Here is a 21,767-nt window from a genome sequence, read left to right on the forward strand (position 1 = left end):
GGGGCGACCCAGCAGCTCCCGCGTATCGACGAACCCCTGCCGCCCCGGTCCGCCGGCGTCGGCGGACGCGGCGGACGCGGGGTCGGCCCCCGCTCGCGGGTGCCGGTGCTCGCCGCGGTCGGCGTGGTGATCGCCGCCGTCGGCATCGGCGCGGGCGCCCTGCTCGCCGAGGACGGCGGGGACGACGGCGGCGACAAGAGACAGACGGTGTCCGCCACCGCACCCGCCAGCGAGTCGGCCTCCCCCTCGCCGTCCGCCGACCCGGCCCGCGAGCAGGCCGTGGCGCTGGACAAGCTGCTCGCCACCAGCGGGGACAGCCGCTCCACCGTGATCAAGTCGGTGGCCGATGTGAAGGCGTGCCGCAATCTGCCGGAGGCGTCCAGGAATCTGCGGGACGCGGCCAGGCAGCGCAGCCAGCTGGTCACGGATCTTCGTGAGCTGTCCGTGGACAAGCTGCCCCGGCACACCGAGCTGACCGCCGCGCTCACCAAGGCGTGGCAGGCTTCGGCGTCCGCCGACAACCACTACGCCGCGTGGGCCGACGAGGTCGCCAAGAAGCAGCGCAAGATGTGCAAGAAGGGCCAGGCGCGCTCCACCCCCCAGACCCAGGCCGGGAACCGGGCCAGCGGGGTGGCGAGCGCGCAGAAGGGCAAGGCCTCCCAGCTGTGGAACGCGGTGGCGCGCGAGTACGGCCTGACCGAGCGCCAGCCGACCCAGCTGTGACGTTTCCCTCCCGCCCTTCCCTCCCCGGATCCGTCCTGAGCGGCCGGCCTCGCCCTCACAGCAGGTCGGCCGCCTGAAGGGTCCCGGTGGTGTCGGTGAAGCCCTTGCCGACCGCGACCAGCCGCCCGTCCCTGACCACCTGCTGGGTCACCTCGGCGTTGACCATGCGCGGGAAGCCCGCGGCGGCCAGCTCCTGCCTCGGCTTCCACCGCAGGGTGGGGGTGAGGCCGCCGGTGCTCACCTTGAGCCCGCCGTCCAGCGCGTCGGTGACGGCGTCGGCGCTCACCTCCCCGCCGCCGAGCGTCTCGACCACCCGGTGCAGGACGGTGTAGGCGATCCAGGTGGTCTGCACCCCGGCGTCCGCCAGGTCGATCCGGGTGTCGCCGAACGCCTCCCGCTCGACCACCTCCTTCATCGCGTCCCAGCGTTCGTCGCTCGTCTGCGGGTACCAGCCGGTGACGTACGCACCCTCGTAGGGGCCCGACGCCCCGCCGGAGGCGTTGATCGTGGTCTGGTCGACGCTGCCCAGCACGGTCGCGGTGCGCACCTCGGGGAAGTCCGCGCGGGCCCGGCGGAAGGAGTCCATGAAGGTGGGCGTGCGGTCGCCAAGGGCCGGGACCACACAGCCGGGCCGCCCCGGGCCTGCGGTGGCCCGCCGAAGGGCCTGCCGGACGTGGTCGTCGTAGGCGGTGGCGTCCTCCGCGGCCCGCTGGTCGCCGGCCCGCCCGTGACCGCCTGCGGCCAGGCCCGAGTCGAGCAGCGGCGGCAGCTGGTCGCCCGCGATGGTGTCCGGCCGGACCAGGGCGACCGGCCCGCAGCGGTCCGCCAGGGCCCGCCCGAGGCCGGCCAGCAGCGCCGGCTGCCCGCCGTTGACCGGGTAGGACAGGGGGCTGGTGAACTCGTCGTTGGTGAGGCCGTAGCCGCCGATGTAGGGGATGCCGGCGCTCTCCAGGGTGTTCAGGAAGGAGTCGGTGTGCTGGCTGTAGGAGCCGACGACGGCGACCGCTCCCTCCTCCACCGCGCGCCGGGCGCAGCGGGCCACGGTGACGCTGTCGTTCCGCTCGTTGCAGGTCAGCACCCGCAGCTCGCGGCCGCCGATGCCGCCCCGGGCGTTGACCCAGCGGCCGTAGGCGCGGGCCAGGGCGGGCATCCCGGGCTTGTCGTTCGCGCCGGTGTTCTCCGGCGCCCAGGTCATCACCGTGACCGGGCCGTCCCCGGCGCCCTGTGTGGCACCGGGGACGATCCCGCAGCCGGTGATCAGCGGCACGCACGCCGCCAGGGCACCCGCGGCCAGGGCACGGCCGCGGCCGGGCCGGGGGAGGAGACGGGAGAGGAAGCTGCTGCCGTTGCGTCGCCTGCCGGTCATGGGCGCACACGATTCCGTCAGACGGCCAACCCGAAGGTGACCCACGGTCGACGGACGGTTACCGAAAGGTGAATTGCGGGGCCCCCGCGAGGTGCTTGTGGGGCGAAACGTACGATCGACGACCGTGCAAGGTACGGAGAACTCTTCCCGTCGCGGCCGTCGCTCCTCCACCATGGGCGGCATGCCACTCAACGACATGCCGTGGTGGCGCTGGCGCAGCCATGTGCGCTCCGCGCTGCACATGCTCTCCGACCCGGTGTTCCAGCGGGACGTCTGGCTGGCCGGCGTGGACGGCTACGGTGACGTCACCGACGCCGTGTACCGGCTGGTCGAGGACACCTGGCTGGACAACTGGTCCGCCGAGAAGTACGTCGGCACGATCTTCCGCGACTCCCAGGAGGCGGCGCTGGTCGACACCGCCGTGCTGCGGGTGCTGCGGATCATGCACCAGGTCGGCCCGGACGCACCGGTCACCGCCTACCTGGAGCACCCCGGCTGGCCCGAGGCGGTACGGGCCGCGCGGGACGCCCATGTGCGGATGGCCACCAGCGACGGGGAGGACCCGGACGCGCCGCCGCGCACCCTCGAGGTGCTGCGGATCATGACCCGTTCCGCGTGACGGGACGGTTCTCCGGGCGCCTGTGCGGGTGTGGGAACCTTTTCCCATGAACGAGCAGCCCACCCGAGCAGCGGCCCGGACCGGCCAGGCCGACCAGTACGTCCTCACCCTGTCCTGCCCCGACAAGCAGGGCATCGTGCACGCCGTGTCGAGCTACCTGTTCATGACCGGCTGCAACATCGAGGACAGCCAGCAGTTCGGCGACCACGACACCGGGCTGTTCTTCATGCGGGTCCACTTCTCGGCGGAGCCGCCGGTGACGGTGGACAAGCTGCGGGCGAGCTTCGCGGCGATCGGTGACTCCTTCCAGATGGACTGGCAGATCAACCGCGCCGACGAGAAGATGCGCATTCTGATCATGGTCAGCAAGTTCGGGCACTGCCTGAACGACCTGCTGTTCCGGGCGCGGATCGGTGCGCTGCCGGTGGAGATCGCCGGAGTGGTCTCCAATCACCCGGACTTCGCCGAGCTGGTGGCCTCGTACAACATCCCGTTCCACCACATTCCGGTCACCAAGGAGACCAAGCCGGAGGCGGAGGCGCGGCTGCTGGAGATCGTGCGGGAGGAGCAGGTCGAGCTGGTCGTCCTCGCCCGGTACATGCAGGTGCTCTCCGACGACCTGTGCAAGCAGCTGTCGGGGCGGATCATCAACATCCACCACTCGTTCCTGCCGAGCTTCAAGGGCGCGAAGCCGTATCACCAGGCGCATGCGCGGGGTGTGAAGCTGATCGGGGCGACGGCGCACTATGTGACCGCGGATCTCGACGAGGGCCCGATCATCGAGCAGGAGGTCGAGCGGGTCGGGCACGAGCTCACGCCGGAGCAGTTGGTGGCGGTGGGGCGTGATGTGGAGTGCCAGGCGCTGGCGCGGGCCGTGAAGTGGCATGCGGAGCGGAGGATTCTGCTCAACGGCCGGCGGACGGTCGTTTTCGCCTAGCGCCCAGTAGCCCGGGGCTGGTTGTGACCGGGCGGCCGCAGGTTGTCTGTGGCTGGTCGCGCAGTTCCCCGCGCCCCTTTGAGGTAGGTCCACTGCACGTGGCTCAAGGGGCGCGGGGAACTGCGCGAACGGCCCCGGCGCACCCGCACCGCCGGCGAAACCGCAACCAGCCCCTGCAAACCGCTACATCCGGCTCAAACTCGCCGCAGCCAGCAACACGTCCCTGATGGCCTCACGGTCACCCACCTGACCCGCCGCCGCTTCCAGCGGAGGCACGTGGCCCGCAGCCAGGCGGCAGAACTCCGCCCCGTCCAGCGCGACATGCGCCACCTCGTGCTCGGCGGAGCCCTTCGCCGCGGGGGAGTCCAGCGGGATCAGCCACTCGCCGCCGCCCGAGCCCTCGATCTCCAGCCGCAGGCTGCGCCCGGGCTCCCCGGCGGCCACCAGCCGGCGCTCCGCGGGCGCCGCGAGACCGGACCGCCGCCGGGCCTGCAGTACGGACGGCAGCAGCCGTGCCGCCAGATCGACCATGTGGTGCAGATGCCGGCCGGAGGGCGGATCGTACGGGTAGTCCACCGCGTCGGCGATGTCCTCCGCGTGCACCCAGCACTCGAAGGCGCGGTCCAGCATCGCGTCGTGCAGCGGCAGCCCGAAGTCGCCGTACTGCACGGGCATGCCGCCGCGGGCGTCCTGGCCGCCGGTGAAGGACACCGTGCGCACCAGGTTGTGGGTCTGCTCACGCCAGGGCGCCCGTACGGAGCGGGTGGGCGGGAAGTGGGCGGCCCGCCAGTACGCCTCGGTGCGCGCCGACGGGGTGGGCCGCTCGGCGGTGACCTCGCCGAGCGGGTCGTCCAGGCCGAGGGCGACGGCGACCAGGCCGTCCACGGTCATCAGATGGGCGATGACCCCGGCGACGGTGGTCCGGCGGCTGACCGCCTCGTCGGCCTCGTACCAGCGCAGCCGCACCGGGGCGTGCCACTCCGCGTCGCCGAAGTCCTGCAGCAGCGCGTCCAGGCGCGCGGTCTCGGCGTCGTAGGCGGCGGCCCACTCGGGGACGGGGATGCGCGGCGGGCGGCGTTCCAGGCAGGACTCCAGGACGCGGGTGCGCAGCGCGGGGTCCAGGTCGAGGCTCTCCGGGCGCTGGAGCAGGGCGACCGCCTCGCGCAGCCGCAGCGCCTCGTCGGCGCAGGTCCCGCACTCGCCGAGGTGCTCCTCGACGGCGGCGGCCTCCTCCGGGGCGCAGGCGGCCAGCGCCCAGGCGCCCAGCAGCGACTTCAGCACCGGATGCTCGAGCGCCAGGGGCTGCACGGTGCCCTGGCCCGCGGTGGCCGGTGCGGGCAGCGGGGCGCCGGTGTCCTCCACGGAGTCGCGGGGGAGCGGCACCCGGGCCGGGTGACCGGAGCCGTCGTACGGCTCGAAGGGGTCCTCCGTCACGCCGCACCCCCGATCTCGGGCGGGGCGCCCCGGGAGCCGGGTGCGGCGGCGTCCTGGGCGGTGGCAAGCAGCTGGAGGCCGAGCCGGAGGCGGCGGCGCGCCTCGTCCTCGGTGACGCCCAGGTCGGCGGCGGTCTGGCGGTAGTCGCGGCGCTTGAAGTAGGCCGATTCCAGTGCGGCGCGCAGCGGGGCCGGCATGGAGTGGACGATGTAGTCGGCGCGGGCGGCCACCGAGGCGCGGCGCACCTTGCGCTCCAGGTCCTCGGTGCTGCCGGGGCCGCCGCGGGCGAGTGCCGCGGTCTCGGTGGCGCGCAGGCGCTGGACGGCCAGCCGGCGGGTGAGCGCCGCCACCCAGCTGCGCAGCGAACCCTGCTTGGGGTCGTAGGTGCAGGGGTGCTCCCAGACGTGGGCGAAGACGTCGCGGGTGATGGCGTCGGCGGCCCGTTCGTCGCCGAGGACGCGGTGGGCGAGGCCGTGCACCAGGGAGGCGTACCGGTCGTAGAGCTCGCCCAGGGCGGCCGCCTCCCCGCGGGCCAGCCGCTGCTGCATCTTGCGGTCCCAGCGAGGCGGTACGGGTGATACGTCCCTGGTCGCCATGTGGCTCCTCACCCCCAGTTCCTCCCCCGGCACCGTGCCTTCCGGTGCCGCGCCGCCCGGATTCAGCCTGTGCCCGCAGTCTGAACGAATGTAGTCGGCATGTGCGACAGTTCACGCCCCCTTGTGGCAAGGTGCGCCCCCTGGCGGGCCGGGGATGGTAAGGGGCTCCGTCGCACAGGCCGGCGGTCGTCCGTGCGACGCCTACCCGGGCAAGCGCCGATCGGAACCGATCGAATCGGTTCGAAGTCGACTGAAACAAGCCTTTTCTGTTCGGTTACCGTTTCCTCGCCCGGGTTTCAGGGAACGGCCGGTGGGCAGCCGCGCAGCAAGGAAGCGTAGGTACTGCTTCCGGTTCCGACAGCGAGGGGCGTGGTGGTGAGTTTCAAAGTGACCGACATGGAGCAGGGCGAGTGGGCCGTCCTCCGGGTGTCGGGCGAGCTGGACCTGGTGACGTCCCCTGTGCTGCGCCAGCGGGTGCACGACGCCGTGGCCGACGGCAGACACCGCCTCGTCCTCGATCTGTCCGAGGTGTGGTTCTGCGACTCCAGCGGGGTCGGCGTGCTGATCGCCGCCCGCCGGCTGCTGCGCTCCTGCCAGGGCAGCCTGCGGCTGATCCTGCCCGCCCGGGGCGCGGCCGACGGCAGCCATGTCAACAAGGTGCTCGGCGCGCTCGGGGTCCGCCGCCTGTTCGACATACACCCCGATGTGCCGTCCGCGGTGTCGGACGACTCCCGCCCGCTGTCGGCCTGACCCGGCCCGGCACCCTTCACTCGAGTACCCAGAAGGCTCACGAGACCGCAGAAGTCTCCCGAAACCCGACCGGAAACCGACCTCCGGACACGAACAGCACCGCCTCCGTGCCCGTCCGTGCACGGATGTCGCGGAATGCTCCCGTTCCTGGCACAACCCCGATGCCGGGCCCCCCGGCTCCCCGCCGCTCACGTACGCTCCGAGCGAGACGTTCCCCGACCTAAGGCGGCCTGAAGAAGACATGGTCACCAGCGAGTACGAGCGCAGGATCGCAGCCCGGTTCGCCACCTTCGACCAGGACGGCAACGGCTACATCGACCGCGAGGACTTCAGCCGAGCGGCCAAGGCATTGCTCGCGGAGTTCGGCACCGCCGCCCGGTCCGACAAGGGCCAGGCCCTGTACATCGGGGCCGAGGCGTTCTGGCAGGGCATGGCGGGCATCGCGGACCGCGACGGTGACCAGCGCATCACCCGCGAGGAGTTCGTCAACGGCGCGGTCAAGCGGCTGCGCGACAACCCGGACCGGTTCGCCGAGATCGCCCGCCCCTTCCTGAGCGCCGCCCTCGCCGTCGCCGACACCGACGGTGACGGGGCGGCCACCGTCGAGGAGGCGGCCCGGGTCCTGAAGGTCCTCGGCGTCGCCGAGGAGACCGCCCGCACGGCCGCCGCCGCCCTGGACGCCGACGGCGACGGCAAGGTCGTCGAGGACGAGATCGTCCCGGCCTTCGCCCGCTACTTCACCGTCCCCGAGTAGCCGCACCGCCCCGCAGTCGTACCGCCGTAGCGCTCGCGCAGCTCGTACTTGAGCACCTTGCGCAGCGTCCGGCCGCGCGGAAGGGCGTCCGCCACCTCCAGCCGCTCCGGCAGCTTGTGCACGGACAGCCCTTCCGCGCGCAGGAAGGTCACCAGCTCTTCCAGCGACGGCGGCTCGATGCCCGGCGCCCGCTCCACCACCGCGCACACCAGCTCGCCCCGCTCGGCGTCCGGCAGGCCGATCACCGCGACGTCCCCGACCGCCGGATGCCGGTGCAGCAGGTCCTCGATCTCCCGGGCCGAGATGTTCTCGCCCTTGCGGATGATCACGTCCTTCAGCCGCCCGGTGAGGACGAGATGCCCGCTGCCGGTGAGGTGTCCGAGGTCGCCGGTGCGCAGGAAGCCCTCCTCGTCGAAGGCCTCCGCCGTCTGCGCGGGGTCCAGACAGCCCCGGCACACCGCCTCGCCGCGCAGCCGTATCTCCCCGTCGACGACCCGTATCTCCGTGCCCGCGGGCGGCCTGCCCTCCGTCGTCGCCAGCTGCTCGTCGGTGTCGTCCGGCGAGCCCATGGTGATCATCGGGACCTCGGTCATGCCATAGCCGTGCAGCAGCCGCACCCCCATCTCCCGGGTCACCGCGTAGTACAGCTCCGGCGGCTTGGGCGCCCCGCCGCCCGCCAGCAGCCGCAGCGTCGGCACCACCGGGGTGCCGGGCCGCTTGCGCTGCTCGGCCAGGAACATCGAGTAGAACGCGGTCGATCCGCCCGCGACGGTGACCCCGTGCGCCCGGTACTCGGCCAGCGACTGAGGCAGCGCGAACTGCTCGAGCAGCAGGGCGGGGAAGCCGTACAGCAGCAGCATCACCGTGTAGTCGGGGCCGCCGATGTGGGCGTAGGGGAAGGCGATGGAACCGACGTCGGCGGGGGTGGGCCGCAGGGCGTGGGCCAGGCAGGAGCCGCCGGCGATCAGGGAACGGTCGGTGTGCAGCACGCCCTTGGGTGCCGAGGTGGTGCCCGAGGTCCAGTAGATCCAGCGCACCGCGGTGCCGTCGGCGGGCGGCTCGGGCAGCACGGAGGGGTCACCCTCGGGCAGGTCGTGGTACGCCTCGAAGACGCCCTTGGCGCCGAGCCGCCGCACCATCTCCGTGTGGTCGTGGCCCCGCCACACGCCCGGCACGGCCACGTACTCCGCGCCCGACTCGCGCAGCGCGAAGCCGGCCTCGCGGTCCCGCAGATGAGGGATGAGCGGGGACTGAACGGCGCCCAGGCGGGCCAGTGCGAAGGACAGCAGGGCCGTCTCGATGCGGGTGGGCAGCTGCCAGGCGACCACCGTGCCGGCCCGCACCCCCAGGGCGTGCAGGCCCGCCGCGACCCGTTCGGCCCGGTCGCGGAAGCCGGCGCAGGTGATCGCGCGCCCGCCCTGCAGGAACAGCGGTCGGCCGGGGGTGAGGCGGGCGCGCCGGTCGAGCAGCTCCCACAGTGTGCGCGCGGAACTCAAGGACTCCGGGGTGTCGTTCATGGCTGCCCCCTGCTTGGCTGACGGTCCGTCAGGTGGGATGCTATCTGACGCTCCATCAGATACATACCGTCCGGCGGAGGGGACCCATGACCACGGAACTGCCCCGCATCATCAGCGTCGACGACCATGTGATCGAGCCCGCCCACCTCTTCGAGCGGTGGCTGCCCGCCAAGTACCGCGACCGCGGGCCCAGGCCGCTGACCGCCGGCATCGGGGAACTCGCCTACGTCGGCGGCAAGTACCGGATCACCATGGACCCGGACGGCCCGCCCACCGACTGGTGGATCTACGAGGACCTGCAGTTCCCGTACAAGCGCAACATCGCGGCCGTCGGCTTCGACCGCGACGAGATGACCCTGGAGGGCATCACCCGCGACCAGATGCGGCCCGGCTGCTGGGACCCGGCCGAACGCCTGAAGGACATGGACCTCAACCATGTCGAGGCGTCCCTGTGCTTCCCCACCTTCCCCCGCTTCTGCGGGCAGACCTTCGCCGAGGCGCACGACAAGGAGGTCGCCCTGGCCTGCGTGCGTGCCTACAACGACTGGATGGTGGAGGAGTGGTGCGGGGACAGCGGCGGCCGGCTCATCCCGCTGTGCCTGATACCGCTGTGGGACGTGCAGCTGGCGGTCGCCGAGATCGAGCGCAACGCCGCCCGCGGGGTGCGGGCGGTGACCTTCTCCGAGATCCCCACCCACCTCGGGCTGCCCTCGATCCACTCCGGCCACTGGGACCCGTTCTTCGCCGCCTGCCAGGACACCGGCACGGTCGTCACCATGCACATCGGGTCCAGCTCCCAGATGCCCGCCGCCTCCCCGGACGCCCCGCCCGCCGTGCAGGCCTCGCTGTCCTTCAACAACGCGATGGCCTCGATGATGGACTTCCTCTTCAGCGGCGTCCTGGTGCGCTTCCCCCGGCTCACCCTCGCCTACAGCGAGGGCCAGATGGGATGGATCCCCTACGCCCTGGAGCGCGCCGACGACGTCTGGGAGGAGCACCGAGCCTGGGGCGGCGTCCGCGACACGATCCCCGAACCCCCGTCGACGTACTACTACCGCCAGATCTACTGCTGCTTCTTCCGCGACAAGCACGGCATCGCGTCCCTGGACGTGGTCGGCCGGGACAACGCCACCTTCGAGACCGACTACCCGCACGTCGACTCGACCTTCCCGCACACCAAGGAGGTCGCCCTCGACCATGTGAAGGGCCTCGACGAGGAGACGGTCCACAAGCTGATGCGCGGCAACGCCATCCGGATGCTCGGCCTGGACCTCGTGTAGGCCGGGCCATGGACCTGACGTACACCCCCGAGGAGGAGGACTTCCGCGCCCGGTTGCGCACCTGGCTCGCGGAGGTGCTGCCCACGCTGCCGCCGCAGCCGCCCCCCGGCGACTGGCCCGCCCGGCGCGCCTACGACCTCGGCTGGCAGCGCAGGCTGTACGACGCCGGGTACGCCACGGTCCACTGGGACGCCTCCCCGACGCTGCGGCTGATCTTCCTGGAGGAGACCGAACGGGCCGGAGCCCCGTACGTCGGCGCCGACTTCGTCGGACTGCTGCACGCCGGACCCACCATCGCCGCCGAGGGCACCCCCGAGCAGAAGGAACGCTGGCTGCCGCCGATCCTGCGTGGCGAGGAGGTGTGGTGCCAGGGCTTCAGCGAACCGGAGGCCGGGTCCGACCTCGCGGCGCTGCGCACCCGCGCCCGGCGCGACGGCGACCACTACGTGGTGCACGGCTCCAAGATCTGGACCTCGCACGCCGAGGTCGCCGACTGGTGCGAACTGCTGGTCCGCACGGACCCCGAGGCGCCCAGGCACCGGGGCATCACCTGGCTGGCGATGCCGATGGACACCCCCGGTGTGACCGTGCGGCCCCTGACGACCCTCGCCGGGTCGGCCGAGTTCGCCGAGGTGTTCCTCGACGAGGTGCGCGTGCCGGTGTCCTGCCGGGTCGGCGCCGAGAACGACGGCTGGCGGGTCACCCAGGTCACCCTGTCCTTCGAGCGCGGCACCGCCTTCGCCGGCGAGGTGGTGGCCTGCCGCCGGGTGCTGACCGAACTGGCCGCCCGGGCCCGGAAGAACGGCCGCTGGGACGACCCCGTGCTGCGGCGCCGGCTGGGCGGGCTGGAGGCGGAGTTCCGGGCGCTGTGGCGGCTGGTCCAGTGGAACGTGAGCGCGGCCGAGGGACCGGACGCGGTGCCCGGGGTCGGCGGCTCGGTGTTCAAGCTGGCCTACTCGCACGCCCGCCAGGAGCTGTTCGACGCCGCGGCGGACGTCCTCGGCCCGGACGCGCTGGACGCCGCACAGCCGTGGACCCGGGAGCGGCTGAACTCCCTGTCGTACTCCATCGCGGCCGGCACCTCGCAGATCCAGCGGAGCATCGTCGCCGAGCGGATCCTCGGCCTGCCGAAGGGACGGTGAACCGGTGCGCTTCCGCCTCACCGACGACCAGAAGGCGCTCAAGGACGGCGTACGGACCCTGCTGGAGCGGCGGTTCGGCCGGACGGCGCTGCGGGCGGCCGCGGACCGGCCGGGGCGGCTCGACCGGGAGCTGTGGCGGACGCTGGGCGAGGCCGGGTTCTTCGCGCTGCGGCTGCCGGAGCAGGACGGCGGCGTCGGACTGGGGCTGCCCGAGGCGGTGCTGGCCTTCGAGGAGGCGGGCCGCGCCCTGCTGCCCGGACCGCTGGTGGCCACCCACCTGGCGGCCGGCACGGTGCCCGGCGCGGCCACCGGCGAGCGGGTCGTCACCGCCGTCGACGGGCCGCTGGTGGAGTGGCTGGCGGAGGCGGACGTGGTCCTCGGCGACCCCGCCGGGGCCGTGAAGCTCGACTCCGTGGACCCCCTCACCCCCCTGCACCGGGCCTCAGCCGCGCGGCCGGGGCCCGCCGGTCCCGTGGCGGTGCTGCTCACCGCCGCCGAACAGCTCGGCACCGCCACCCGGGTGTGCGAACTGGCCGCGCAACACGCCCGGACCCGTCAGCAGTTCGGACGGCCCATCGGCGCCTTCCAGGCGGTCGCCCATCTGTGCGCGGACATCCATGTGCGGGCCGAGACGGCGCGCGCCGCCGTCTACGCCGCCGCCGTCACCGCCGACCCGGCCGACATCGCCGCCGCCCGGCTGCTCGCCGACGAGGCCGCCGTGCGCGGCGCCCGCGACTGCCTCCAGGTGCACGGCGGCATGGGCTTCACCTGGGAGTCGGACGTGCATCTGCACCTCAAGCGGGCCTGGGTACGCACCCGTCGTGCGGGCGGAGTGACGGAGAGTGAGGAACGGCTCGCCGAAGATCTGCTCGCCCGGGACGGCTGAAACGGGCGCCGCCTGCGGTGCTTGCCCGAGGGCGCCCGGCAGATGTCACGGATCGTGGCATTGCTTGATCACGGAGCGTTGAGACCGGGTTGTGTCCTCGGGGCGTCTCGTCACGGCCCGGAGTCGGCCCTCCGCTCCGGTACCTTGTGTGAGATGCGAGTGGATGTGAGCGCCGATCGCGCGCTCCGGCCGACGGTTGCCGCCTGTTCGACTCCTCGCGGCGAGCGTCGCACAGTATGCCGTACGGGTACTCCTTCGCGCTGGAATATGCCCGAAGCGCTTGTTGGCGTGACTGTACGTCAACCATGCTGTCCCAACAGGGATTCACGTTGCGTGACCCCTGACCCGGCCGTTGTTCTGGCCATGCAGAAAATGGCTACGATCGTGGCCCTCGTGAGGCGCGAGTCCAAGTGTCCGCCGGTTCGGATGGTGTGAGCGGTGCAGGTGCTTCAAGTGCAGCTGGAGATCCGGCCCGACCCCGCTGAGGTGGGACGGGCCCGGCGGTGGGCCCGCTCACGTCTGGCCGGGTCCGGGATAGGGGCCGACGAGTCCCTCGCCGAGACCCTGATCCTGCTGGTCTCGGAACTCGTCACCAACGCCGTGGTGCACACCGGCTGTCCGGCCGTGCTGCGCCTGTCCCTGCCGGGCACCGCGGCCGAAACCGCCACCGTCCGCCTGGAGGTGGCCGACCGCAGCGCCCAGGCGCCGGTCCCGCGCTGGGTGGACGGCGAGGCGACCGGCGGACGCGGACTCGCCCTCGTCGACGGCCTCGCCGACCGCTGGGGCTGGAGCTGCGAGGGCACCGGCAAGCGCATCTGGTGCGAACTCGACCGCTGCCCCGAACCGGGACCCGCCACCCCGGCCTGCACCGGCCGGACACCGGCCTACGACGGGCTCGCGTACGAGGCGGTCTGAGCCCTGCGGAAGCCGGCTTCCGTACGGGGCCGTTGAACAGCGGGCGCACGTGGGGGTGACCCGTGCGGCCGGGCGTGCCGACCGGTGCACGGTGGCACGGGCGGCCGGGCGGCCCGGGATTCGTCATGAGGTGGTGCGCCGGGCGTGCTTCCGTGCGCGGTGCGGTCTGAGCTGGGCATATGCCCCTCCCCGGCGATCACCCGGTTCGCGTCATTGACGCGGCGTGTCCGACTGATCACGCTGGTCGAAGCGATTCGCCGCGAGGGGACGGCGAGGGCTTCGACGGGAGTCCTCGGCGAGTGTGGGTCGTTGTCCGGCGCGGGTCCCTCAGGGCCGACGGGGACCGGGGCGGGAGCGCCGGCATCAGGGAGCGGGCGGCGCTGCCGTGCTCGGGGCGGACAGCGCCGCGCCGCCGCACCGAGGGGGAGGCGGCTCGGAGTGGGTCGGTTCAGAGGGGGGTCGGCTCAGAGGACGGCGACGGGCGCGACGGGGGCGCCCGTCCCGCCGGTGAAGGGTTCCGGTGTCGCCGACAGCAGGAACGCATAGCGGCCGGTTTCTCCACAGGCTGTGGACAACTTTTCGAGATCCCAGTTCTGCCCCTGCGGCATGCCCATCTCCACCAGGTGCAGGGCATGCACCGGCAGCCACAGTCCGGGTATCTCGGGCGGGAAGATCTCGAAGGTGAGGGTGTCGCCGGCCACCGCCGCGACGTCCCGTGCGTGGAACCACTCCGGGGTGCGGATCGACAGCCCCGGCGAGGGGTGTGCGTAGCCCTGCCGGTCCCCGTCCAGGCACAGCCGGATCTGCCCGGTCCGCACCAGCACGATGTCACCGGCCCGCACCCGCGTCCCCGCCAGCTCCTCGGCCGCCTCCAGGTCCTCCGGGGTGACCGCGTGCCCGCCCTCCAGCCGGTCCGTGCCATGCGCCCGGGCGACGTCGAGCAGCACCCCGCGCGAGACCAGATGCCGCACGGTGCCGATCCCGGCGAAGGCGGCACCGTCGTGCGCGGTGACCGTGCCGGCCGGGCGGCCGTTGTAGAGCAGCCCGGAGCGGGAGACATGGGCCAGCGCGTCCCAGTGGGTGCCCGCCTGCAGCCCCATGGTCACCGCGTCGTCGTTGCACGCCACCGTGCCCGGCCCGAACAGCTCCTGGTTGACCTGCACCATCACGTGCAGCGGGTCGATCCGGCCGGGGATCGCCCCGGTCTGCACCATCTGCCGCCGCAGCGGCAGCGCCAGCGGGATCCGGAGGCCGGTGCGGACGCAGGCCGCCGCCGCGCGGACCACCTCGTCCGTGATCAGGTTCAGCGTGCCGAGCTCGTCGTCCGGCCCCCAGCGGCCCCAGTTGTTCACGCGGGCGGCGATGTCGTGGAAGGCGGTGGGCAGCGGCATGGCTCCGGTCCCTCCCGGGGGTTGTGCTCGGCCGTCTGACGGGTCGTAATAGTCGGGTACGCAGATCTAACGGTCCGTCAGAAACCGTGGATCGGGAAGGGGACCGGCGTGGGGAACTTCCTGTCGGGCAAGGTCGTCGCCGTCACCGGCGCGGGGCGGGGCATCGGCCGTGCCGCCGCGCTCGCCGCGGCCGGCGAGGGAGCGCGGGTCGTGGTCAACGACTACGGGGTGGCCGTCGACGGATCCGCTCCGGCGAGCGAGGTCGCCGAGGCGGTGGTCAAGGAGATCACCGCGGCCGGCGGGGAGGCGGTCGCCGTCGCCGACGACATCTCCACGATGGCGGGCGGGCAGCGGGTCGTCGAGGTGGCCCTCGCCCAGTGGGGGCGGCTCGACGGGGTCGTGTGCGGGGCCGGGATCCTGCGGGAGCGGATGCTGTTCAACATGACCGAGGAGGAGTGGGACTCGGTCCTGGCGACCCATCTGAAGGGCACGTTCACGGTGTTCCGCGCCGCCTCGGCGGTGATGCGGCAGCAGCGGTCCGGCACCCTCATCGGCTTCACCTCCGGCGCCCATCAGGGGTCGGTGACCCAGGCCAACTACAGCGCGGCCAAGGGAGGAGTCGTCTCCCTGGTGCGCAGCGCCGCGCTCGGCCTGCACCGGTACGGGGTCACCGCCAACGCGGTGGCGCCCGTGGCGCGCACCCGCATGTCGGTGCGGGTCCCCGCCGAGCTCCGCGACATCGGGGAGCCGGAGGACGTCGCCGCGCTGGTGGTCTACCTGCTGTCCGACGCCGCGAAGGCGGAGGGCATCACCGGGCAGGTGTACACGGTGGCCGGCGCGAAGATCGCGCTGTGGGCGCAGCCCAGGGAGGTCCGCGCCGCCTACGCCGAGGGCGGTTCCTGGACGCCGGGTCGGATCGCCGAGGTGCTGCCGGGCACGGTGGGCGTCGATCCCATGCCGCTGCTGAAGGGGCCGGGGGCCTGAGATGGACTTCGGGACCGCCGCCGGGGACGAGACGTTCCGGGCACAGGCACGCACCTGGCTGAGCGAGCATGTGCAGGCCGGCGCCGGACAGGACCGGCGTGCCTGGGAGAGGACCCTGGGCCGGGCCGGCTGGATCGGGCTCGGCTGGCCCGAGGACGGATACGGCAACCGCACCGCCACGCTCACCCAGCAGGTGGTGTGGGCCGAGGAGTACCTGCGCTCCGGGGCACCTCCCCGGTGCGGGCACATCGGGGAGAAGCTGCTCGCCCCCACCCTGATCGCGCACGGGACCGAAGGGCAGAAGGCCCGCTTCCTGCCGCCCGTCGCCGCCGGTGACGAACTCTGGTGCCAGGGCTACAGCGAGCCCGGCGCCGGTTCCGACCTCGCCGGGGTGCGCACCAGGGCCGAACGCGACGGGGTCCGCTACCGCATCACCGGGCAGAAGATCTGGACCTCGCTCGCCCACGAGGCCGACTGGTGCTTCGTGCTGGCCCGCAGCGAGGCGGGCTCCCGCCGGCATCACGGGCTCAGCTTCCTGCTCGTCCCCATGGACCAGCCGGGGCGGATCGAGGTGCGGCCCATCCGGCAGATCACCGGGACCAGCGACTTCAACGAGGTGTTCTTCGACGGGGCGTACGCCCGCGCCGAGCATGTGGTGGGCGGCGAGGGCAACGGCTGGCGGGTCGCGATGAGCCTGCTCGGCTTCGAGCGGGGAGTGTCCACGCTGGCCCAGCAGATCGGCTTCGCCGAGGAGTTCGCCCGCGTGCTGCGCACCGCCCGGCACACCGGGGCCGCCGACGATCCGGTCGTACGCGACGAACTGGTCAGGCTGTGGGCGGAGCTGCGGGTGATGCGCTGGAACGCGCTGCGCACCCTCGGCAGTCCGGGCGACGCCAGGACCGCGGCGGGGGCGCCCAGCGTGGCCAAGCTGCTGTGGGGCGGCTGGCATCAGCGGCTGGGAGAGCTGGCGGTGCGGGTGCGGGGTGCCGCGGCGGCGGCCGGTCCGGCCGAGTGGTCGGTCGCGGAGCCGTACGCCGTGGACGCCGACCAGCACCTCTTCCTCTTCTCCCGCGCCGACACCATCTACGGCGGCTCCGACCAGATCCAGCGCACCATCATCGCCGAGCGGGTGCTCGGTCTGCCCCGGGAACCCAAGGGAGATGCGGCATGAGAGGCGTGCTCTTCGACGGCAAGTCGGCCGAGGTGGTGGACGGACTCCAGGTGCGCGACCCCGGCCCCGGGGAGGTGCGGGTGGCGCTCGCGGCGGCCGGGGTGTGCCACAGCGATCTGTCGGTGGTGGACGGGACCATCCCGTTCCCCGTGCCGGTGGTGCTCGGGCACGAGGGCGCCGGAGTGGTCGAGGCCGTCGGCGAGGGTGTCACCCATGTCGCGCCCGGTGACCATGTGGCGCTGTCCACCCTGGCCAACTGCGGGACGTGCGCCGACTGTGCGCGGGGCCGCCCCACCCTGTGCCGGCGGGCGTTCGGCCGCCCGCAGCGGCCCTTCACCCACCGGGGCGCCGCGGTGCACCAGTTCGCCGCCACCTCCGCCTTCGCGGAACGGACGGTGGTGCGGGCGGTGCAGGCCGTACGGGTGGCGGACGACGTGCCCTGGACCTCGGCGGCGCTCCTCGGGTGCGCGGTGCTGACCGGGGTGGGGGCCGTGCTGAACCGGGCGCGGGTGGAGCACGGGGACAGCGTGCTGGTGATCGGGGCGGGCGGGGTCGGCCTCAATGTGATCCAGGGGGCGCGGCTCGCGGGAGCCCTGCGGATCGTGGCCGTCGACGCCAACCCCGCCAAGGAGGAGGCCGCCCGCCGCTTCGGCGCCACCCACTTCCTCACCTCCACCGGGGGCGTGCGGGAGGTCCTGCCCACCGGGGCCGACCACGCCTTCGAGTGCGCGGGCCGGCCGGAGCTGGTCCGGCAGGCCGTGGAGCTGCTCGACCGGGGCGGGCAGGCGGTGCTGCTCGGCGTCCCGCCGGCCGGTGCGGAGGCGTCCTTCCAGGTCGGCTCGATGTACCTGGACAAGTCGATCCTCGGCTGCCGTTACGGCTCCTCCCGGCCGCAGCGGGACATCGCCCGCTACGCCGAGCTGTACCGGCACGGGCGGCTGCTCCTCGACGAACTGGTCACCCGCACCTATCCGGTGGAGGACTTCGCCAAGGCCTGCGCGGACGCGGAGGCGGGCCGGGTCGCCCGCGCGGTGCTGACCTTCTGAACGGTCTCAGTCCTGCCGTTGCCGTTGCTGCTGCCGTCGGCGGGGGCGGTGGCGTTGCCGTTGGCGCGGAAGGTGCGCCGGTAGGCGGTCGGGGTCACGCCCAGGGCCGCCTGGAGGTGCTGGCGCATCGACTGGGCGGTGCCGAACCCGGCGTCGCGGGCCACCTGGTCCACGGACAGGTCGGTGGTCTCCAGCAGATGCCGGGCGCGCTCCACCCGCTGCTGGGTCAGCCACTGCCCGGGGCTGACGCCGACCTCCTCGCGGAAGCGGCGGGTGAAGGTGCGGACCGACATCGACTCCCGCGCGGCCATGTCGCGCAGCTGGATCGGCTCGTGCAGCCGGCCGAGGGCCCAGGCGCGGGCGGCGGTCGTGGACGCCTGCTGCGGATCGGGCACCGGGCGCTGGATGTACTGCGCCTGTCCGCCGTCGCGGTGCGGCGGCACCACCGTCCGGCGGGCCACGTCGTTGGCCACGGCGGCTCCGTGGTCGCTGCGCACCATGTGCAGGCACAGGTCGATGCCGGCGGCGACGCCCGCCGAGGTGAGGATGTCGCCGTCGTCGATGAACAGCACGTCCGGGTCGACCTTGATGCGCGGGAAGAGCCGCTGGAAGCGCTCGGCGTCGGCCCAGTGGGTGGTCGCCGGACGCCCGTCGAGCAGGCCGGCGGCGGCGAGGACGTAGACGCCGGTGCAGATGGAGGCGAGCCGGGTGCCGGGCCTGATCAGGGCGAGGGCCGCGGCCAGTTCGCCGGTCAGTTCGCCCCGCTCGTACACCGGGCCCAGCTCGTAGGAGGCGGGGATGATCACCGTGTCGGCGGTGGCCAGGGCCTCCGGGCCGTGCGGGACGTGCAGGGTGAAGTCGGCGTCCGTCTCCACCGGCCCCGGCGGCCGGACGGAGCAGGTGACCACCTCGTACAGCGGGCGCCCCTGACCGTCCCGCGGGCGGCCGAAGATGCGGTGCGGGATGCCCAGCTCGAAGGGGAGCAGCCCGTCGAGGGCCAGGACGACTACACGGTGCGGCTGCATGGCCCGATCCTAACGAATGGTGTCCTTCGGGCCACTCGATGCGGAGATCGGCGACCGGCACGCTCTGTGGCGTGACCCAGACAACGACCACCGAGACACCCGCCGCCGGGCCCGGGACCGGCACCCGGCGCACCCGCCCGCGGATCCATCGCGCCTGGTTCGTCGCCGCCGTCACCTTCGTGACGATCATCGGCGCGGCGGCCTTCCGCGCGGTACCGGGACTGTTCACCGACCCCCTGCACACCGAGTTCGGCTGGTCCCGCGGCACCATCGGCGCCGCCGTCTCGGTCAACCTGGCGCTGTACGGGCTGACCGCGCCCTTCGCGGCCGCGCTGATGGACCGCTTCGGCATCCGGCGGGTCGTCGCCGTCGCCCTGATGGTGATCGCCGCCGGCTCGGGCCTGACGGTGTGGATGACGGCGGCCTGGCAACTCCTGCTGTGCTGGGGGCTGCTGGTGGGCCTCGGCACCGGGTCCATGGCGCTGGCCTTCGCCGCCACCGTCACCAACCGCTGGTTCACCGAGCGCCGGGGCCTGGTCAGCGGCATCCTCACCGCCGCGTCCGCCTCGGGGCAGCTGATCTTCCTGCCGCTGGTGGCCTGGATCGTCGAGGCCTACGACTGGCGGCCCGCCGCCGTCACCGTGGCACTCGCCGCGCTCGCGGTGGTGCCCTTCGTCTGGCTCCTGCTGCACGACCACCCGGCCGACGTGGGTCTCAAGCCCTACGGGGCCGCCGAGTTCGTGCCCAAGCCCGCGCCCGTGCCCGGTGCCGCCCGGCGGGCGCTCAAGGTGCTGGCCTCGGCCGCCCGCACCGGCCCGTTCTGGCTGCTCGCCGGCACCTTCGCGATCTGCGGCGCCTCCACCAACGGCCTGATCCAGACCCACTTCGTGCCGGCCGCGCACGATGCCCACATGCCCGTGCAGGCCGCCGCCTCCCTGCTCGCCGTCATCGGCGTCTTCGACGTCGTCGGCACCGTGGCCTCCGGCTGGTTCACCGACCGCTTCGAGGCCCGCCGGCTGCTCGCCGTCTACTACGCCCTGCGCGGCCTGTCGCTGCTCTTCCTGCCGCTGCTGCTGGCGCCCGGCGTCCACCCGCCGATGGTCCTGTTCATCGTCTTCTACGGCCTCGACTGGGTCGCCACCGTGCCGCCCACCCTCGCCCTGTGCCGCGAGCACTACGGCGAGGACAGCGCCATCGTCTTCGGCTGGGTCCTCGCCTCCCACCAGGTCGGCGCCGCCCTCGTCGCCTTCCTCGGCGGGGTCGCCCGCGACGTCTTCGGCACCTACGACGTCGTCTGGTACGCCTCGGGCGCGCTGTGCGCGGCGGCCGCGTTGATGGCCCTGGTGATCCGGCGGGGAACGGCGGAGGTGCCGGTGTCCGTCGCCCGGTGAGGCGACCTGTGCATCACTCGGTGGCCTGGCCTGGCCGGGCCGGGCGGGCCGGATCCGGGTCAGCCGCCGTCGCTCATCCGCCCGAACCGGCCCCGGTGGAACAGCAGCGGCGGCCGGTCCGCGCCCGGCGCCCCCAGGGCGTCCACCCGGCCGACGACGACGAGATGGTCGCCGCCGGTGTGCACGGCGTGCACGGTGCAGTCGATCCAGGCGAGCGTCTCCGCCAGACGAGGCGAGCCGGAGACCGGGGACGGGTCGTGGGCCACGCCCGCGAACTTGTCGGCGCCGCTGACCGCGAAGGCCCGGCACAGCGGCCCCTGGTGCGCGGCCAGGACGTTCACGCAGAACGCGCCCGCGCGGGCGATGCGCGGCCAGGTGGTGGAGGTGCGCCCCACCATGAACGCGACCAGGGGCGGCTCCAGGGAGAGCGAGGTGAAGGACTGGCAGGCGAAGCCCACCGGGGTCCCTTCGTCGTCGGCGGTCACCACCGTCACCCCGGTGGCGAAGCAGCCGAGCACCCGGCGGAACTCGTCCTGCGGGACCGGGGGCCGCTCGTCCTCCCGGACGCAGCGCAGCTCGGGGCGCGGCAGCGCCTCCACCGGGTCCGGCGCACGGTCGGCCGACCTGAGATAGCGGACCGCCGCGGCGGCCATCCCCGCATGTCCCATCACGCCATCCATTAGACCTGACGGACCATCAGATGGGAAGTCGGCGGCCAGGTCAGCGGCCCCTGAACTCGGGTTCTCTGCGGGCGGCGAAGGCGGTCAGGCCCTCCCGGGCGTCCTCGGCCGCCAGGTTGAGCTCCTGGGCGTTCGCCTCGGCGGCGAAGGCCGCGGCACGGTCGGTGTCGAGCGAGGCGTTGACCAGCTGCTTGGTGAGGGCGAGGGCGCGGGTGGGCGCCGCGGCCAGGCGGGCGGCCCAGGCGCGGGCGGTGGCGCCCAGGTCCTCGTCGGGGACCACCCGGTTGACCAGGCCCAGGCGTTCCGCGCCGGCCGCGGTGAGGGTTTCGCCGAAGAACATCAGCTCCTTGGCGCGCTGCGGGCCGATCAGGCGCGGGAGGAGGTAGGCGCCGCCGGCGTCGGGGACCAGGCCGCGGCGGACGAAGACCTCGATGAAGCGTGCCGAGCGGGCGGCGAGCACCAGGTCGCAGGCGAAGGCCAGATGGGCGCCAAGACCGGCCGCAGTGCCGTTGACGGCGGCGATCACCGGCTTCTCGCAGTCCAGCACCGCGGCGATCAGCCGCTGGGCGCCCTGCCGCAGGGTGCGGGCCACGTCACCGGGCGCGGGCGGGCCGGCCGGCGTCCGGCCGCCGCGCAGATCGGCCCCGGCACAGAAGCCGCGGCCCGTGCCGGTGAGGACCACGGCCCGCACCTGCGGGTCGGCGGAGGCGCCGTCCAGCAGCCCGACGAGGCGTTCGCGCAGGCCGGGCGTGAGGGCGTTGAGGGCCTCGGGGCGGTCGAGGGTGATGTGGGTGACCTGGTTGTGGGTGACGTGCCGGATCCATGAATCGACGGGATCGGCGGGGCCGGCGGGATCAGCGGAGTTGGCGACATCAGCCGAGTTGGCGGGATCAGCGGGACCGGTGGGTTCGCCGGGATCGACGGTTTCGCCGGCGTCGGCGGAGTGCGCGGCGTCGGATGTCGTCGGCGGACGGGGGGAGTCGGGCATGGGGAGGTCCTTCACCGGGTGTGCGGGCGGGCGTTGGCGGGATCGGCGGGCACGGACAGTGGCGTCACCGGCAGCCGGCGAGTGCGTCACCGGCAGACGGTCTGTGGCGTCACCGGCAGCCGGCGAGTGCGTCACCGGCAGCCGGCGAGTGCGTCACCGGCACACGGCGAGC

The 21,767-nt window shown here is 73.4% G+C and carries 20 protein-coding genes and 1 pseudogene; 13 read left to right on the plus strand and 8 right to left on the minus strand.

What is annotated here, in order from left to right; translation table 11 throughout:
- Window positions 1–723: pseudogene (locus tag ABD207_RS26330) on the plus strand (hypothetical protein); the annotation flags it as partial.
- Window positions 724–778: 55 nt separating this feature from the next.
- On the opposite strand, the gene ABD207_RS26335 reads toward ABD207_RS26330, so the two are convergent.
- The gene (locus tag ABD207_RS26335; protein ID WP_344015654.1) at window positions 779–2,089 is read right to left on the minus strand and encodes an ABC transporter substrate-binding protein; all 1,311 of its coding nucleotides are present in this window, start codon (window positions 2,087–2,089) and stop codon (window positions 779–781) included.
- A gap of 172 nt (window positions 2,090–2,261) precedes the next feature.
- Between ABD207_RS26335 and ABD207_RS26340 the strand changes: the two genes are divergently transcribed.
- Window positions 2,262–2,708 (plus strand): SCO4402 family protein, encoded by a 447-nt coding sequence (locus tag ABD207_RS26340; RefSeq protein ID WP_167996266.1) that lies wholly within the window; start codon window positions 2,262–2,264, stop codon window positions 2,706–2,708.
- 46 nt (window positions 2,709–2,754) lie between these two features.
- Window positions 2,755–3,645, plus strand: a complete 891-nt coding sequence (gene purU / locus ABD207_RS26345; RefSeq protein WP_344015655.1) for a formyltetrahydrofolate deformylase — start codon at window positions 2,755–2,757, stop codon at window positions 3,643–3,645.
- A gap of 183 nt (window positions 3,646–3,828) precedes the next feature.
- Here purU and ABD207_RS26350 read toward each other — a convergent pair whose 3' ends face one another.
- Window positions 3,829–5,079 carry a maleylpyruvate isomerase N-terminal domain-containing protein gene (locus ABD207_RS26350; RefSeq protein WP_344015656.1) on the minus strand — a complete coding sequence of 417 codons (1,251 nt, stop codon included), beginning with the start codon at window positions 5,077–5,079 and terminating at the stop codon, window positions 3,829–3,831.
- Window positions 5,076–5,675: a sigma-70 family RNA polymerase sigma factor gene (locus tag ABD207_RS26355; protein WP_344015657.1), complete on the minus strand. Its 600-nt coding sequence runs from the start codon at window positions 5,673–5,675 to the stop codon at window positions 5,076–5,078. Before ABD207_RS26355 ends, ABD207_RS26350 begins: the two co-directional genes overlap by 4 nt.
- 369 nt (window positions 5,676–6,044) lie before the next feature.
- On the opposite strand from ABD207_RS26355, the gene ABD207_RS26360 reads away from it, so the two are divergent.
- Window positions 6,045–6,425 (plus strand): STAS domain-containing protein, encoded by a 381-nt coding sequence (locus ABD207_RS26360; protein WP_167996171.1) that lies wholly within the window; start codon window positions 6,045–6,047, stop codon window positions 6,423–6,425.
- Window positions 6,426–6,666: 241 nt separating this feature from the next.
- A complete protein-coding gene (locus tag ABD207_RS26365; protein ID WP_344015658.1) occupies window positions 6,667–7,179 on the plus strand; it encodes an EF-hand domain-containing protein in 513 nt (170 codons plus the stop codon).
- Here ABD207_RS26365 and ABD207_RS26370 read toward each other — a convergent pair.
- Window positions 7,158–8,696, minus strand: a complete 1,539-nt coding sequence (locus ABD207_RS26370; protein ID WP_344015659.1) for a class I adenylate-forming enzyme family protein — start codon at window positions 8,694–8,696, stop codon at window positions 7,158–7,160. The two genes, ABD207_RS26365 and ABD207_RS26370, sit on opposite strands and share 22 nt — an antisense overlap.
- 86 nt (window positions 8,697–8,782) lie before the next feature.
- On the opposite strand from ABD207_RS26370, the gene ABD207_RS26375 reads away from it, so the two are divergent.
- The 4 genes from ABD207_RS26375 (at window position 8,783) to ABD207_RS26390 (ending at window position 12,919) form a co-directional block, all read left to right on the plus strand.
- Window positions 8,783–9,976 (plus strand): amidohydrolase family protein, encoded by a 1,194-nt coding sequence (locus ABD207_RS26375; protein ID WP_344015660.1) that lies wholly within the window; start codon window positions 8,783–8,785, stop codon window positions 9,974–9,976.
- Window positions 9,977–9,984: 8 nt separating this feature from the next.
- Window positions 9,985–11,118, plus strand: coding sequence for an acyl-CoA dehydrogenase family protein (locus tag ABD207_RS26380; RefSeq protein WP_344015661.1), 1,134 nt, complete (start codon window positions 9,985–9,987; stop codon window positions 11,116–11,118).
- Between the two features lie 4 nt (window positions 11,119–11,122).
- The gene (locus tag ABD207_RS26385) at window positions 11,123–12,004 is read left to right on the plus strand and encodes an acyl-CoA dehydrogenase family protein (RefSeq protein WP_344015663.1); all 882 of its coding nucleotides are present in this window, start codon (window positions 11,123–11,125) and stop codon (window positions 12,002–12,004) included.
- A gap of 453 nt (window positions 12,005–12,457) precedes the next feature.
- Window positions 12,458–12,919: an ATP-binding protein gene (locus ABD207_RS26390; RefSeq protein WP_344015688.1), complete on the plus strand. Its 462-nt coding sequence runs from the start codon at window positions 12,458–12,460 to the stop codon at window positions 12,917–12,919.
- 464 nt (window positions 12,920–13,383) lie between these two features.
- Here the strand turns inward: ABD207_RS26390 and ABD207_RS26395 are convergent, their stop codons facing one another.
- Complete coding sequence (locus tag ABD207_RS26395; protein WP_344015664.1) at window positions 13,384–14,310, minus strand: cyclase family protein; 927 nt, start codon at window positions 14,308–14,310, stop codon at window positions 13,384–13,386.
- Between the two features lie 108 nt (window positions 14,311–14,418).
- Between ABD207_RS26395 and ABD207_RS26400 the strand changes: the two genes are divergently transcribed.
- Genes ABD207_RS26400 through ABD207_RS26410 form a run of 3 tightly spaced genes read left to right on the plus strand, consistent with a single transcriptional unit; the run spans window position 14,419 to window position 17,511 of the window.
- Entirely contained in the window at window positions 14,419–15,294 is an 876-nt protein-coding gene (locus ABD207_RS26400) for an SDR family NAD(P)-dependent oxidoreductase (protein WP_344015665.1), read from the plus strand.
- A 1-nt stretch (window position 15,295) separates the two neighbouring features.
- Window positions 15,296–16,465, plus strand: a complete 1,170-nt coding sequence (locus tag ABD207_RS26405) for an acyl-CoA dehydrogenase family protein (RefSeq protein ID WP_344015666.1) — start codon at window positions 15,296–15,298, stop codon at window positions 16,463–16,465.
- Window positions 16,462–17,511, plus strand: a complete 1,050-nt coding sequence (locus ABD207_RS26410; RefSeq protein WP_344015668.1) for a Zn-dependent alcohol dehydrogenase — start codon at window positions 16,462–16,464, stop codon at window positions 17,509–17,511. The genes ABD207_RS26405 and ABD207_RS26410 overlap by 4 nt, the downstream gene beginning before the upstream one ends.
- On the opposite strand, the gene ABD207_RS26415 is transcribed toward ABD207_RS26410, so the two are convergent.
- Window positions 17,433–18,536, minus strand: coding sequence for a GlxA family transcriptional regulator (locus tag ABD207_RS26415; RefSeq protein ID WP_344015669.1), 1,104 nt, complete (start codon window positions 18,534–18,536; stop codon window positions 17,433–17,435). The two genes, ABD207_RS26410 and ABD207_RS26415, sit on opposite strands and share 79 nt — an antisense overlap.
- Before the next feature lie 38 nt (window positions 18,537–18,574).
- Between ABD207_RS26415 and ABD207_RS26420 the strand changes: the two genes are divergently transcribed.
- On the plus strand, window positions 18,575–19,927 hold the full coding sequence (locus ABD207_RS26420) for an MFS transporter (RefSeq protein WP_344015670.1): 1,353 nt from the start codon (window positions 18,575–18,577) through the stop codon (window positions 19,925–19,927).
- Between the two features lie 59 nt (window positions 19,928–19,986).
- On the opposite strand, the gene ABD207_RS26425 is transcribed toward ABD207_RS26420, so the two are convergent.
- Both ABD207_RS26425 and ABD207_RS26430 read right to left on the minus strand, forming a co-directional pair.
- Window positions 19,987–20,595 carry a flavin reductase family protein gene (locus ABD207_RS26425; RefSeq protein ID WP_344015672.1) on the minus strand — a complete coding sequence of 203 codons (609 nt, stop codon included), beginning with the start codon at window positions 20,593–20,595 and terminating at the stop codon, window positions 19,987–19,989.
- Between the two features lie 52 nt (window positions 20,596–20,647).
- A complete protein-coding gene (locus tag ABD207_RS26430; protein ID WP_344015673.1) occupies window positions 20,648–21,595 on the minus strand; it encodes an enoyl-CoA hydratase/isomerase family protein in 948 nt (315 codons plus the stop codon).
- Window positions 21,596–21,767 lie beyond the last annotated feature (172 nt).

Origin of the sequence: Streptomyces thermospinosisporus, assembly GCF_039526425.1 — a bacterium.
GTDB lineage: Bacteria > Actinomycetota > Actinomycetes > Streptomycetales > Streptomycetaceae > Streptomyces > Streptomyces thermocarboxydovorans.